This is a genomic window from Actinotalea sp., from assembly GCF_041597215.1.
Taxonomy (GTDB): Bacteria; Actinomycetota; Actinomycetes; order Actinomycetales; family Cellulomonadaceae; genus Actinotalea.
The window spans coordinates 1-12,170 of the sequence record NZ_JBFHHB010000088.1; the positions used below are offsets into that span (position 1 = coordinate 1).

A 12,170-nucleotide genomic window follows, 5' to 3' on the forward strand; every position below is an offset into this window, starting at 1 on the left:
CGACGCACCTTCCCGACGCTCGGGTACGCGGCCGACGTCGAGACCGCCGTGATCGGCTCGGACGTCGTGCTGCTGCTCACCGAGTGGCCGAACCTGGTCGGCCTCGACCCCGCGCGACTCGCTCCGTCGACCCCCACCCCGCGGATGATCGACGCCCGCGGGAAGCTCGACCCCGCGCGGTGGCGCGCAGCCGGCTGGGAGTTCCGCGGTCTCGGCCGCCCAGCGGCCTGAGGTCTCCCCGCGGCCTGAGGTCTCCCGCCGTCAGGAGTCGGTGCGCTCCGCGCGTGCCTGCTCCTGGCGGCGGACCTCTGCCAGGCTCGCGCGCTCCCGGCCCAGCCACTCGGGCGCGTCGGCGAGGATCTGCTCGATCTGCTCGGTGGTCTGCGGCGCCGTCAGACCGTTGCGCACCAGGGCGCTGTGCGAGACACGCAACCGCGCGGCCACGACCGACCGCGGGTGCGGTCCGTTGCGGCGCAGGTCGGTCAGCCACTGCGGCGGGTTCTGCTGGAGCTCGTCGAGCTCGGTGCGGGTGATCATCCGCTCCTGGAACTCGGCGGGCGTCGCGGGCAGGTAGATGTCGAGCTTGGTCGCTGCGGTCGCGGGCTTGAGCGACTGCGGCTTCTTGGCGCGGCGGGGGCGCGGTGCCTCGCTCGCCTCAGGGGCGTCCGACGGGTCGGGCACGACGGGCGAGTCCTCGGGGGTCGACATCGGACCAGCGTAACCGGGGCCGGTAGCCTGAGTCGCACGGCCGCCAGGCCCGTCAGGTGCGCGCCACGGCCCGCCCGAGCCCGAAGGAGCCGGATGGACCGAACGCCAGCGGTACCGGAGCCGCTCGGCGACGGTCCCGAGAACGGGCAGACCCCACCCGAGGACACGTCCATTGCAGGCTCGTCGAACGGCCTCCGGCTCGCGATCGTCCCCGGCGCCCAGCCGCAGCGTTGGGTGCGGACCTGGCGCGAGCGCCTCCCGGAGGTCCCGATCGACCTCCTACCGGTCGAGGTCGCCCAGCAGGAGGTGGCCCTGAGCACGGCGGCGGACGCCGCTCTGGTCCGCCTCCCGGTGGACCGCGACAGGTTCGAGGCGATCCCGCTCTACACCGAGACGACCGTCGTCGTCGTCCCGAAGGACCACCTCCTCGCGGCCGGGGACGAGCTCTCCCCCGCCGACCTCGCCGACGAGGTGCTGCTCGTCCCGTGGGACGACGTGCTCGGGCTGAGCGCGCCGGACGGCGTGCAGCGTCCGGCGACCACCGCCGACGCCGTCGAGCTGGTCGCTGCGGGGATCGGCGTGCTCCTCGTCCCGCAGTCGCTCGCCCGCCTGCACCACCGCCGCGACCTCACCTACCGGACCGTCACCGACGAGCCGACCTCGACGGTGGCCCTGGCCTGGGCCCGCGGCAGGGGCGACGACCTGGTCGAGGAGCTCATCGGGATCGTGCGCGGGCGGACGGTGAACTCCTCGCGGGGACGCGGTGCGCGCGAGGCGTCGGTGACGGCTCCCGGCGATCGGTCGCCCGCGGCGGCTCCGCGCGGCCGCGGCAAGGGGACGCGTGGCACGCGCTCCGGCGCCGCAGGCGGACCGGCGAGCGGCAGACGGACCGGCGGCGGTCGAGGACAGGGGCCGGCAGCCGGGCGACGGGGCCGGCCGTCACGGTGAACTGCTCGCTCCCGGCCTGAGCGGGCGCGGAGCAGGCGGGTGAGGAACGAGGCGGGCATCGCCCGGCCGTCCGCAGGCGGTGGGCAGGGGATGAGGCATCGCATGCGAGCCGGTACCCTTGTCGCTGCGCCACCGGATCGTCACGGTAGGTCGCGCGGGTGTAGCTCAATGGTAGAGCCCCAGTCTTCCAAACTGGCTACGGGAGTTCGATTCTCCTCACCCGCTCCAGCGTCTGGCAGGCACCCTCGGAGTCGGAGAACTGCCACCCCGGCCGATGGATGAGCCGGGACTCAGCGGCCCCTGACGGGGTCACCGGTGCGGACGGCGTCGACGACGTCGGTGATGGCGTGGACGGACGCGTCGGACCCGGCTGTGGTGACGAGGACGCCGACATGCGTGGTGTCCACCACGCGGTGGCTGCTGTTGGTCGACAGGGCGGCGAGCTCGTCCTGTGCGGTGGTCCAGCCGGGTGACTTGGTGATCGACTCGGTGGTGGTCAGGACGACCAGCGGCATGTCACCGAGTGTGATGAGTGCCTGTGCCTGCTCCAGGCTCTGGTGGTAGAGCGAGACCTCGCCGCGGGCGTTGTCGTAGTTGGCCGGGCGGGTCTGGATGGCGCGCTCCTGGGCCGCAGCGAGGTCGGGGAGGTCGGCGGGGGCGTCGGCCAGGAGCGGGCCGAGCCCGACGCGGCTCAGCGGTGCCAGGACGCCGTAGAGCCGGCGGATCATCTCGTACTGGGCCGGATAGGTGGGCACGAGGGTGAACTGGTGCGGGCTCATCGAGTCGAGCAGGACGAGGCCGGCTACGTCGTCAGGGTAGGTGGCGGCGTAGGTCATGGCGTAGGCGCCGCCGGCAGAGTGGGCTGCGAGGACGAACGGGCCCTGTTCGCCGGCCGACTGGAGCAAGAGGTGGAGGTCGGCGGCGACGGCGCGACTGTCCTGCGGCTGGGTCGGGGCCTCGCTCCATCCCTGACCTGCGCGGTCGTACGCGCAGACCCGGGTGGCGCTGCCCACGGTGGCGGTGATGCGGGCCCACGCGGGTGAGCTGAGGCCCAGGCCGTTCTCCAGGACGACGGTGGGACTTCCGGAACCCGAGCAGAGCAGGTGCAGCCGGTGCCCGTTCACGTCGTAGGCCTGGCCAGGCATGGGGTACTGGTCAGCCGTGGCGCGTGTCTGGACGTTCGTCACCATGCCGCCGACAGCGGCCGCGCCGATCAGGGCGATGACGGGGTAGAGCAGCAGGGCCGCCCGGCCCGGGAGAGCACGCCGCAGGCTCACACCCATCCAGACCGAGAGCACTCCCAGGACGACGGGCCACACCCAGCCGGCAGCGGCGAAGGCGGCACTGCCGGGCGCCATGGCGAGGACGGCGAGGCCGGTCAGAGACATCACGGCGGCGGGGATGTGGGCCCACCGCTGCGGGACCTCGGTCAGGCGGGTGGACAGCAGCCCCAGGATCGCCCAGCCGGCGCCGAACGCCAGGAGCGCGGAGCCGATGATCTGGTTCTCGGTCCCGCCGGGGAAGACGGCGAGGGTGAGGACGAGCGCACCGACGGCTCCGGAGAGCAGGGACGCGACGACCACCCGGCCGATCGGGCCACGCCGTTCCGATGCTGACAGGTTCGTCGCGCTGTCGGCGGGGTGCTCAGTGCGGAGGTTCATGGCGGTCTCGCTTCCTGTGTGGTGGTAGCTCTGACGATGCTGGGATTCCCGCCCGGTCACCCCGGCCATGTGGCCGGGTTCCTGGCGCTGCTCAGCTCCGGAACGGTGCGCTCCGGACACCAGTGCCGGCACGTTCCCGACGGCGAGATCGCACCGCCAGATGTCGACCGCGTCGGCGCGCGCTCCTACAGCCCGAGCATCGACGCGTTGCGCACGGCGTCGATGACGGCGTGGGCCAGGGCAGGCCCGGCGAGGTTCCGGTGCCGGCGCCAGGCGAACGACAGTGGCACGCCGATCACGACGTGGACGACGACGAGCTCCACCAGCTGCAGAGGCCACGGGAGCCCGTGCGCCACGGGGAGGTGCCACAACCCCCACAGGACCGAGACGAAGACCGCCGACCTCCAGTCACGCCCGGTGCCCTGGCGATGCACATGAGCATCGATCGCCCCCCGGAACGCCACCTCCTCGAGCAGGAAGGTCGCCGGGAAGTAGAGCGCGGTGTACGTCGCCACCGCAGCGACGGCACCGGTCGCGGACACGGGGGTGCCGGTCGCGAGATGGAGGGCTCCGTACACGAGGGCCATCCCGCCTGACCCGATGGCGATCGGTGTCGCGGCCGCGCGGAGGGCCGCCCGCACCGAGCCGACGCCCAGTGCGAAGGCGGCGGCGAACGCACCGACGACGGCGGCCAGGTACCAGCAGACGAGCGCCGGGTCACCACCGGCCAGCGCCCGCCAGGCGAAGACCGCCGGGACGGCCGCCAGCGCCAGTGCCAGGGCGAGCCCCCGCGTGCTCAGCCGGAAGCGGGTCGCTCCGGCGGCGAAGAGCTCCCGGACGGGGCGGCGGCGCACGAGGACCTGGAACCCGAGGGTCAACGGGATGCCCAGCAGCAGGTACGCGTTGGCGTCGAGGTGCAGGGCGTATCCGCTCGCGACCCAGACGGCGACGAAGGCCACGGCCTCCACACGTGCCCGCCTGGCGGACCGCTCCGGGACGCGGCGCTCGGCCGTGGGGGCGACCGGACCGCGCGAGCTCGGACGCCGGCTCGTGGCCGCCACGTCGAGGTCGTCGAGGGAAGGAGTGCTGAAGGTGCTCGGCTGGGACATCGGACTCCTCGGGACGTGGTTCGGTCGTGGCACACCAGGGGCGAGAGCCGGACGGTCAGGGCGCGACATCGTGGCCGGCCCGGCGAGCGGCCGCCACGATCTCGGCCCGGTCGAGCGGTGAGGCCGCGATGACCGTGAGGGTGCAGGTCGCGACGTCGGCCCTGGCGCTCGCGACACCTGCGACGGCGTGCACCTCGAGCAGCACGGCCCGCGCGCAGACGGGCGTGCCCATGCCGAGGACGTGGAACGTGGCCGAGCCGACGACCAGGCGGGGTGTGTCAGGCATCACGGGACGGCTCCTGTGCGAGGGGTGGTTCATGTCGCACCGAGCGTCTCGTCGCCGGCGGCCGCTCGCCCCGGCGAGATGGCCGGGATCGGGCGCCGTCGTCAGGACAGGTCGAGCTGGGCGAGCTCCCCGCGGGAGGCGACCCCGGTCTTCGCGAAGCAGTTCCGCAGGTGGAACGCCACGGTCCGGGGCGAGACCCAGCACCGGGCCGCGACCTCCTTGTTGGACAGGCCCTGGCTGACCAGCTGCGCGACCTGGAGCTCCATGGGCGTGAGCCGGACCAGCGTGGACACGTCCCGCTTGCGGGCGGTCTCGCCCGAGGCCCGCAGCTCGCGCGCCGCTCGCGTGCGCAGCGGCTCGGCGCGCAGGTCCTCGAAGATCTCCAGGGCGCGTCGCAGCCGGGGGCGTGCCTCGACCCGACGCTGCGAGCGCCGCAGGTGCTCGCCGAAGGCCAGGTGGGCGCGCGCCAGGTCGAAGGGTCGGCCGGCCCTCTCGAAGTGCGCCACCGCGCTCTCGTAGAGCCGCGTGGCGTCCTCCCCGCTCGCCAGCAGCGCCCGACCGTGGTCGACGACTCCGTCGGCCCATGGCCACCGGGTCCCCTCCGCGACCGGGACCAGCTCCTCGACCCAGGCCTCGGCCCGTTCCCGGTCGCCTGCCCGCACCGCGGCGTCGATCCGGTCGACGGCAGCCATGCGGGTCAGCGCGGGGACCTCCATCCGGGCGAGCTGGTGCAGCGCCGCGCCGGCGTCACCCGCATGTCCGGCCCGCGTCCCGACCGCCCATCTGCGCAGGTCCTGCGTCGGGCCGGACAGGATCCCGAGCGGGTGCCGCTCCATGAGGTCGTCGAGCTCGATGATCAGCTCGTCGTGGACCTCGTCGCCCCGGTGTGCCGCGAGGAGGGCCAGGACGGCCACGGGGGTCGCCGACAGGGCGCCCTGCCCCGCGCCGGCGCTGAGGGCGCGCGCCTCGTCGGCCAGGGCGCGAGCCGCCGACCACTGACCCTGAACGAGCAGCGGGAACGCGAGCCGTGGCAGGGCGTAGAGCACCGTCATCCCCGCGCCGGCCTCGCGCGCAGCGCCGAGCATCGCCGTGAAGCACCGCTGCGCGGCGAGGTCGTCACCGATGTGGAGGGCAGCCTGCCCCAGGTGTGCCAGCAGGTCGGGTGGCGCGTCGGCGGGAGCGCCGTCGACCGCCTCGCGGAGCCCCGCGAGCGCAGCGGGCCAGTCGCCCTGCGTGGCGGCCGTCATGGCGACGAGCAGGCGTCGCGCTGTCGCCGTGGCGGGGTCGTCGTCCGCGACCGGGCCGGCGCCGATCGCGCCCGGCGGAAGCGGCGTTCCGCTGTCGCCGCCGTACGCGGCGAGGCCGCTCGCCGCCACGGCGAGGTCGAGCGCGCGCTCGGGTGCCACCTCGGCGGACGCCACCGCGGCGGCGACGAAGATGCGGTGGGCCACGGCGGCCGACCCGACGTTGACCTCGATGCGACCCCGCAGTCGCTCGACATCGGCGCGAAGGCGCGGGTCGTGCGTCTGGTCTCTCGCGGCGGTGGCCAGTGCGCGCGCCCGCGCCGGCTGTGCGCAGGCCCACGCGTTGCGGGCGGCGGCGAAGCAGCGTGCCGCCCTCGTCTCGACGTCGATCGTCAGCTCGGCCGCACGCTCGTAGGCGTCGGCAGCGGACACGAACCCACCGTGCATCTCGGCCCGGGCACCGGCATCGGCGAGCGTCGCCGCGAGCGCCTCGTCGGGACCCTCAGCAGCAGCGGCCCCGTGCCAGGCCTGCCGGTCCGGTTCGCCTCGCCCGTCCAGCGACGCCGCCAGGGCCCGATGCGCCGCTCGCCGATCCGATCCGGTCGCCGCCTGGTAGATCGCCGAGCGCACGAGTGGGTGCCGCACCCGGAGGTGATCGCCGTCGGCCACCACCAGTCCGGACGCCTCGGCAGCACCGGCGACGGACTCGTCGAGACCGAGGAGCGCCGCTGCGCGACGAACCGTGCCGATCCTGCCCGAGTCGTCCGCGGCCACCAGCAGGAGGAACGACTGCACCTGCGGCGGCAGCCGGCGCGCCCGATCGAGGAACACCCGCTCCAGGTCCGCGGTCAGTGGCAGGTGCGGCGGGGTCGGCTCCGCACCTGCCAGCTGGCCGGGGCTCAGCGCGGTGCACAACTCGACGAGCGCGAGGGCGTTGCCGCCGCTGCGCCGCAGGAGGAGATCGGCCACGTCGTCGGCGACGTCGGCTCCCGTGCTCTCGCGGAGCAGGGAGCGCGCGGCGGTCTCGTCGAGCGGGCCGACGCGCAACGAGGGCACCCCGTCATGAGCCACGGTGCGTGCGGCGTCGTCCCTGACGGCGAAGAGCAGAGCCAGGTGGTCGGCGCCGAGCCGTCTCGCGGCGAAGAGGAGCGCGTCGGCCGAGGCCGGGTCCAGCCAGTGGGCGTCGTCGACGACGACAAGCACCGGGAGGTCGTCGGCCGCGTCCGTCAGGACGGACAGCGTCGCCAGCCCGACGAGGAAGGGGTCGGCGCGCCCGCCGTCGCGCTGCCCCAGGGCGATGCCGAGGGCGCGGGCCTGGGGGTGCGGGAGCCCGTCGAGACGGCCAAGGACGGGGCGAAGCAGCCGGTGCAGGGCGCCGAAGGCGATCGGCGACTCCGACTCCAGTCCCTGCACCCTCAGCACCCGCAGCCCCCCCGCCCCGACGACCACGTCGTCGAGCAGGGCCGTCTTGCCCGACCCCGGCTCACCGTGCAGGACCAGCGCCCCGGCCCGCCCCTCACGAGCCCCGTCGACCACCGCGGCGAGGCTGGCCCGTTCGGCTTCCCGCCCGTGCAGCACGGATCGACGGTAGCGCCTCGGAACGCGCGCCGGCCGGCCGTGGCCGATGCTGAGGCCTACGCGACCTGGGGCGACGGCCCGAGATCGCTCATCTTCATCCCGGGAGGGCCCGGCAACGCCGTCGCGTCCGCGTTCATGCTGCGCATGATGCTGCAACCGTTGCTGCGTCCGCTGGTGGACGACGGCTACCGGGTCTGGGTGGTCACGCGGCGCCGGAACATGCCGGAGGGGCACAGCGTGGCAGACATGGCCGGTGACTACGCGGCGCTGATCCGTGACGAGTTCAAGGGTCGGGTGGACCTGGTCATCGGCCTGTCCTACGGCGGGATGATCACCTTCCACCTGGCGGCTGATCACCCGGCGTGCGCTGAGCACTTCGTGGCTGCCGGCGCCGCCCACGAGATCACCGACCGGGGCAAGGACATCGACTACCGCATGGCCCTCGGAGTCAGCGCCGGTGACCGCATCGCCGCCGGGATGGCCACGGGCGAGTACATGCTCGCCGGGGACCGCAACCGGTGGCTGCGTCGACTCCTGGCCCCGTTGCTCGGACGCATGATGGCCGGACCGCAGCACGAGTACTACCGGCACGACGTCATGGTCGAGGCCGAGGCCGAACGTGCCTACAGCGCCGCCGACGCGCTGCCCCGGATCGGCGTGCCCATGCTGCTGGTCTGCGGGGACCGAGACATCTTCTTCCCCAAGGAGGTCGTCGAGGAGGCCGCTCGCCTGACCCCCCAGAGCACCCTCCTCCTCTACCCCGGCCAGGGCCACATCAAGGCCTCCAGCAACAAGCGCCTCGGGTCCGACGTGCTGGTCTACGTGAAGACCCGTCAGGCCGGCCGGCCGGACGGACAGGGGGCAGGGAACCAGTGACAAGGACCGAGCAGGCAGTTGCCGCCGTGGTACTCGCCGTCGTGGTCGGCGGGATCTCTGACTGGCTGCAGAACTGGTGGACGTTCGCCGGAGCTGTGGGCGGGTCGCTCACCACGTTGTGGTGGCTGTGGCGAACGCGGCATGCCGACCGGCTGCGAGTCACCCCGACGGGTGACCGCGACACCGGCGTTCGCGGGGAGCCGCGCGACTGACTCGCTGCCGCCAGGGGAAGTCAGATGGCGGCACCGTTGGCGGCGGCGAGGGCATGTCAGGTCAGGGTGTGTGGCGCCCGACCTTCCTGACGTCAGGCGCGGCCGTGTAGTTCCCTGCGCACCGCGGACACCACCCACGACCTTGGTCCGACCGGCACGCCGCACGCGCAGGTCCGCCCCAGCCGGCAGCTGACCTCTACAGCGACGCCGCGGGCGCGCCTGCGTGCGCGCACGCGCTCACCCGGTAATCCCGGCCATTCCGCCGGCGCGAGCAACCGCCTACTCCTCGACCGTGGAGGCACCCGGACACCAGCACCAGCGAAGGAACCCGTCATGGCCACCACCCTCACCGCCGACACCGGCACGACCGGAACGGCGCACACCGCTGGTGGCCGCTGGGCCGCCCTTGTCCTGCTGGTGTCTGCGCAGTTCGTGGTCATGCTGGACACGTCCATCGTCAACGTGGCGCTGCCGTCGATCCAGGCCGACCTCGGCCTGCGGCCCACCGCCCTCACCTGGGTCGTCAACGCGTACGTCCTCGCGTTCGGTGGGCTCCTGCTCCTGTCCGGGCGGGCCGCGGACCTCTTCGGCCGCCGCCTGTTCGTGGGCGGCTCCGTCCTCTTCGCCGCCGGCACCCTGCTCGCCGCGTCCGCGTCCAGCGCAACCACGCTCGTCGGCGGTCGGGTCGTCCAGGGCATCGGCGCCGCCGCCCTCAGCCCCGCAGCCCTGTCCCTGCTGCTGCTGACGTTCGGCGGCCAGGATCGAGCCCGGGCCATGGGTGTCTGGGGCGCCGCGTCAGCGCTCGGAGGCGCAGCCGGGGTCATGACCGGCGGCTTGCTCGTCGGCGCGTTCGGCTGGCCCTCCGTCTTCCTCGTCACCGTTCCCGTCTCCGTGGCCGCAGTCGCGCTGGCCGGACGCTTCCTGTCCGAGGGCGCCCGCCGCAACAGACGCCGGTTCGACTGGCTCGGCGCCGCCACCATCACTGGGGCCGTCGTCGCCCTCGTCCGCGGCGCCCTCGGCATCGCCGACCACGGGTGGACGTCCCCGACCGTCATCGCCGCCCTGACCGCGTCCGGCGCTCTCGCCGCCGTGTCCATCGTCATCGAGCGCCGCGCCGCCGACCCGCTGCTGCCGCTCGAGCTGTTCCGCTCCCGCCCTCTGACCACCGGCGTCGGCCTCGCCGTACTCGGCGGCGCCGCCCGCGCATCCACCTTCGTGCTCATCGCCCTCTACCTGCAGCAGGCGCTCACCATGGCGCCCATGCAGGCGGGCCTCGCCATGGTCCCCACCTCCCTGACCGGGTTCGCGTTCTCCCTCACCCTCCTGCCGCGCATCGTGCGCGTCCATGGGCCGCAGCGCAGCCTCGTCGCGGGGCTCGTCGTCCTCGCGACAGGCCACCTGTGGCTCGCCAACGCACCGACCGCGAGCGGCTACCTCACCGCCGTCCTGCCCGGCCTGCTCCTCGTCGCCGTCGGAGTCGCCCTCAGCTTCACCCCCACGACCATGGTCATCGCCGGCGCGGTTCCCGACACGCACACCGGTCTCGCCTCCGGCCTGGCCGGGTCAGCCACCCAGGTCGGCGCGGCCCTCGGCACCGCGACCTTCACCGCCATCGGCTTCTCCGTCAACGGTCCGCTCGGCCACACCCTCGGCGCCTCCGGCTTCTCCGCGGCGTTCACAGCCGCAGCGGCCGTCGCCCTCGCCACCGCCGTCCTCGGCACCACCATCGCCCGGGCCCGGCACTGACCCCCAACCCAACCCCGACCACCCAGCCCCTACCCACCAGCGAAGGACAGGACCACCATGAACTCCATCACCCCGACCGCCTCCCCCCTCGACCAGGACGTCACCATGAAGGCAGTCATCCAGGACAGGTACGGCACCTCCGAGGTCCTGCGCGTCGGCGACGTCGCCGTCCCCGAGCCTGGCGAGCGCGAGGTACTGATCAAGGTCCACGCCGCCGGGCTCGACCGCGGCACCGAACACCTGATGACCGGCAAGCCGTACGCGATGCGGCTGGCGACCGGGCTGCGGCGACCCAAGAACCCCATCTCCGGACGGGACGTCGCCGGCACCGTCGTGAAGGTCGGCTCAGCCGTCACCCGCTTCGCCGTCGGCGACGAGGTCTACGGCGTCGCCCCGGGCTCGTTCGCCGAGTACGCCGTCGGCCCCGAGAACAAGCTCGCCCGCAAGCCTGCGAACCTCACCTTCGCCCAAGCCGCCGTCGTCCCCATCTCCGCCGGCACCGCCCTGCAGGCCCTCCGGGACGTCGGCAGGGTCCGCGCCGGGCAGAAGGTCCTCATCATCGGCGCTTCCGGGGGCGTCGGCAGCTACGCCGTCCAGCTCGCCACGATCCTTGGCGCCCAGGTCACCGGGGTCGCCAGCGCCGCCAAGGGTGACTTCGTTCGCAGCCTCGGCGCCGACCACGTCCTCGACTACGACCGCGACGACTTCGCCGACGGCACCCGCCGCTACGACCTCGTCCTCGACATCGGCGGTGGCCCGTCCCTCGGGCGACTGCGCCGCGCCCTCGAGCCCCGCGGCACCGTCGTCTTCGTCGGCAGCGAGAACACCGGCACCATCACCGGATTGGGCAGGCCACTGCGCGGGGTGATGCTGTCGCTGTTCGTCCGTCAGCGCCTCGCCCTGCTCATGGCCAAGGAACGCGCCAGCGACCTGGACATCCTCACCGCACACCTCGAGACCGGGCAGCTGACGCCGAGCATCGCGGGAAGCTACCCGCTTGCTCGGGCCATGGACGCGATGCGGCTCCTCGAGGCGGGCGAGGTTCGCGGCAAGGTGGTCATCATCCCCGAGGACCGCTGACTGCCGGCGTCAAGGGCGGCATCCGGCGGTCAGAGCGGCCCCCGACGTCACCCCAACCGGCTCGCCAGTGCGTGGTACAGCGGGATGCCCACCGCGAGGTTGAACGGGAACGTGACGGCGAGCGAGGCGGTAAGGGCCAGGCCGAGGTTCGCCTCCGGGAGCGAGACGGCCACGGCTGCCGGCGCCGCGATGTACGAGGCGCTCGCGGCCATGGCACCGAAGACCGCTGCGCCGCCGACCGAGAGCCCGGCGAGGGTCCCCAGCGACGCGCCGAGCGCACCGGCGGCCAAGGGCATCGCCACCGCGAAGCCGACGAGGAAGGGCCCGGCGCTGCGCACCTCCCGGAGCCGATGACCGGCCACGATGCCGAGGTGCAGCAGGAAGAGGACCAGGACCCCGGCGAAGGGTGCCACGAAGACCGGGGCGACGAGACCCATCCCCGCCGGGCCCGCGACGGCTCCGATGACGATGCCGCCGAGGAGGAGGAGCATGCTCGACCCGGCGAGCACCTCTGCCACGGCGTCGCGCAGGCTGCCGCCCTGCCGGACCCGGTGGGCGATGGCCAGGGCGATGAGGATGCCCGGGATCTCGAGCACGGCCACGAGTGCCGGCAGGAAGGCCTCCGGCGCAGCGACCCCGACCGTCGTCGCGAACGCGAGCGCTGCGGCGAAGGTGACGGCGGACACCGACCCGTAGTGCGCGGCGATCCCGGCGGCGTCGAC

Annotated in this window: 10 protein-coding genes, 1 tRNA gene and 1 pseudogene; 6 read left to right on the forward strand and 6 right to left on the reverse strand. The window is 73.8% G+C overall.

Going from position 1 to position 12,170, the window contains the following annotated elements:
• Window positions 1–231, forward strand: a pseudogene (locus tag ABWK99_RS08080) (UDP-glucose 6-dehydrogenase); the annotation flags it as partial.
• Between the two features lie 30 nt (window positions 232–261).
• Here the strand turns inward: ABWK99_RS08080 and ABWK99_RS08085 are convergent.
• A complete protein-coding gene (locus ABWK99_RS08085; RefSeq protein ID WP_372594189.1) occupies window positions 262–708 on the reverse strand; it encodes a DUF5997 family protein in 447 nt (148 codons plus the stop codon).
• A gap of 93 nt (window positions 709–801) precedes the next feature.
• Here ABWK99_RS08085 and ABWK99_RS08090 point away from each other — a divergent pair, with 93 nt between their 5' ends.
• Together ABWK99_RS08090 and ABWK99_RS08095 are read left to right on the forward strand one after the other, a co-directional pair.
• The gene (locus ABWK99_RS08090; protein WP_372594190.1) at window positions 802–1,656 is read left to right on the forward strand and encodes a LysR family substrate-binding domain-containing protein; all 855 of its coding nucleotides are present in this window, start codon (window positions 802–804) and stop codon (window positions 1,654–1,656) included.
• Between the two features lie 154 nt (window positions 1,657–1,810).
• A tRNA-Gly gene (locus tag ABWK99_RS08095) sits at window positions 1,811–1,884 on the forward strand.
• Between the two features lie 62 nt (window positions 1,885–1,946).
• On the opposite strand, the gene ABWK99_RS08100 is transcribed toward ABWK99_RS08095, so the two are convergent.
• The 4 genes from ABWK99_RS08100 to ABWK99_RS08115 all read right to left on the reverse strand — a co-directional run bounded on the left by ABWK99_RS08100 (window position 1,947) and on the right by ABWK99_RS08115 (window position 7,534).
• On the reverse strand, window positions 1,947–3,317 hold the full coding sequence (locus ABWK99_RS08100; RefSeq protein ID WP_372594191.1) for an alpha/beta fold hydrolase: 1,371 nt from the start codon (window positions 3,315–3,317) through the stop codon (window positions 1,947–1,949).
• A gap of 185 nt (window positions 3,318–3,502) precedes the next feature.
• On the reverse strand, window positions 3,503–4,426 hold the full coding sequence (locus ABWK99_RS08105; protein ID WP_372594192.1) for a type II CAAX prenyl endopeptidase Rce1 family protein: 924 nt from the start codon (window positions 4,424–4,426) through the stop codon (window positions 3,503–3,505).
• A gap of 55 nt (window positions 4,427–4,481) precedes the next feature.
• Window positions 4,482–4,712, reverse strand: coding sequence for a heavy-metal-associated domain-containing protein (locus ABWK99_RS08110; RefSeq protein ID WP_372594193.1), 231 nt, complete (start codon window positions 4,710–4,712; stop codon window positions 4,482–4,484).
• Between the two features lie 101 nt (window positions 4,713–4,813).
• Complete coding sequence (locus ABWK99_RS08115) at window positions 4,814–7,534, reverse strand: AAA family ATPase (RefSeq protein ID WP_372594194.1); 2,721 nt, start codon at window positions 7,532–7,534, stop codon at window positions 4,814–4,816.
• Window positions 7,535–7,573: 39 nt separating this feature from the next.
• Between ABWK99_RS08115 and ABWK99_RS08120 the strand changes: the two genes are divergently transcribed.
• The 3 genes from ABWK99_RS08120 (at window position 7,574) to ABWK99_RS08130 (ending at window position 11,448) form a co-directional block, all read left to right on the forward strand.
• Complete coding sequence (locus tag ABWK99_RS08120; RefSeq protein ID WP_372594195.1) at window positions 7,574–8,410, forward strand: alpha/beta fold hydrolase; 837 nt, start codon at window positions 7,574–7,576, stop codon at window positions 8,408–8,410.
• A gap of 545 nt (window positions 8,411–8,955) precedes the next feature.
• The gene (locus ABWK99_RS08125; protein ID WP_372594196.1) at window positions 8,956–10,368 is read left to right on the forward strand and encodes an MFS transporter; all 1,413 of its coding nucleotides are present in this window, start codon (window positions 8,956–8,958) and stop codon (window positions 10,366–10,368) included.
• Between the two features lie 57 nt (window positions 10,369–10,425).
• Entirely contained in the window at window positions 10,426–11,448 is a 1,023-nt protein-coding gene (locus ABWK99_RS08130; protein ID WP_372594197.1) for an NAD(P)-dependent alcohol dehydrogenase, read from the forward strand.
• A 47-nt stretch (window positions 11,449–11,495) separates the two neighbouring features.
• Here the strand turns inward: ABWK99_RS08130 and ABWK99_RS08135 are convergent.
• A partial coding sequence (locus ABWK99_RS08135) for a sodium-dependent bicarbonate transport family permease (protein WP_372594198.1) occupies window positions 11,496–12,170 on the reverse strand: 675 nt, incomplete at its 5' end.

Coding starts and splice junctions, on each gene's coding strand:
- ABWK99_RS08085 (WP_372594189.1), bottom strand. CDS start 708: ATGTCGACCCCCGAGGACTCGCCCGTCGTGCCCGACCCGTCGGACGCC.
- ABWK99_RS08090 (WP_372594190.1), top strand. CDS start 802: ATGGACCGAACGCCAGCGGTACCGGAGCCGCTCGGCGACGGTCCCGAG.
- ABWK99_RS08100 (WP_372594191.1), bottom strand. CDS start 3,317: ATGAACCTCCGCACTGAGCACCCCGCCGACAGCGCGACGAACCTGTCA.
- ABWK99_RS08105 (WP_372594192.1), bottom strand. CDS start 4,426: ATGTCCCAGCCGAGCACCTTCAGCACTCCTTCCCTCGACGACCTCGAC.
- ABWK99_RS08110 (WP_372594193.1), bottom strand. CDS start 4,712: ATGCCTGACACACCCCGCCTGGTCGTCGGCTCGGCCACGTTCCACGTC.
- ABWK99_RS08125 (WP_372594196.1), top strand. CDS start 8,956: ATGGCCACCACCCTCACCGCCGACACCGGCACGACCGGAACGGCGCAC.
- ABWK99_RS08130 (WP_372594197.1), top strand. CDS start 10,426: ATGAACTCCATCACCCCGACCGCCTCCCCCCTCGACCAGGACGTCACC.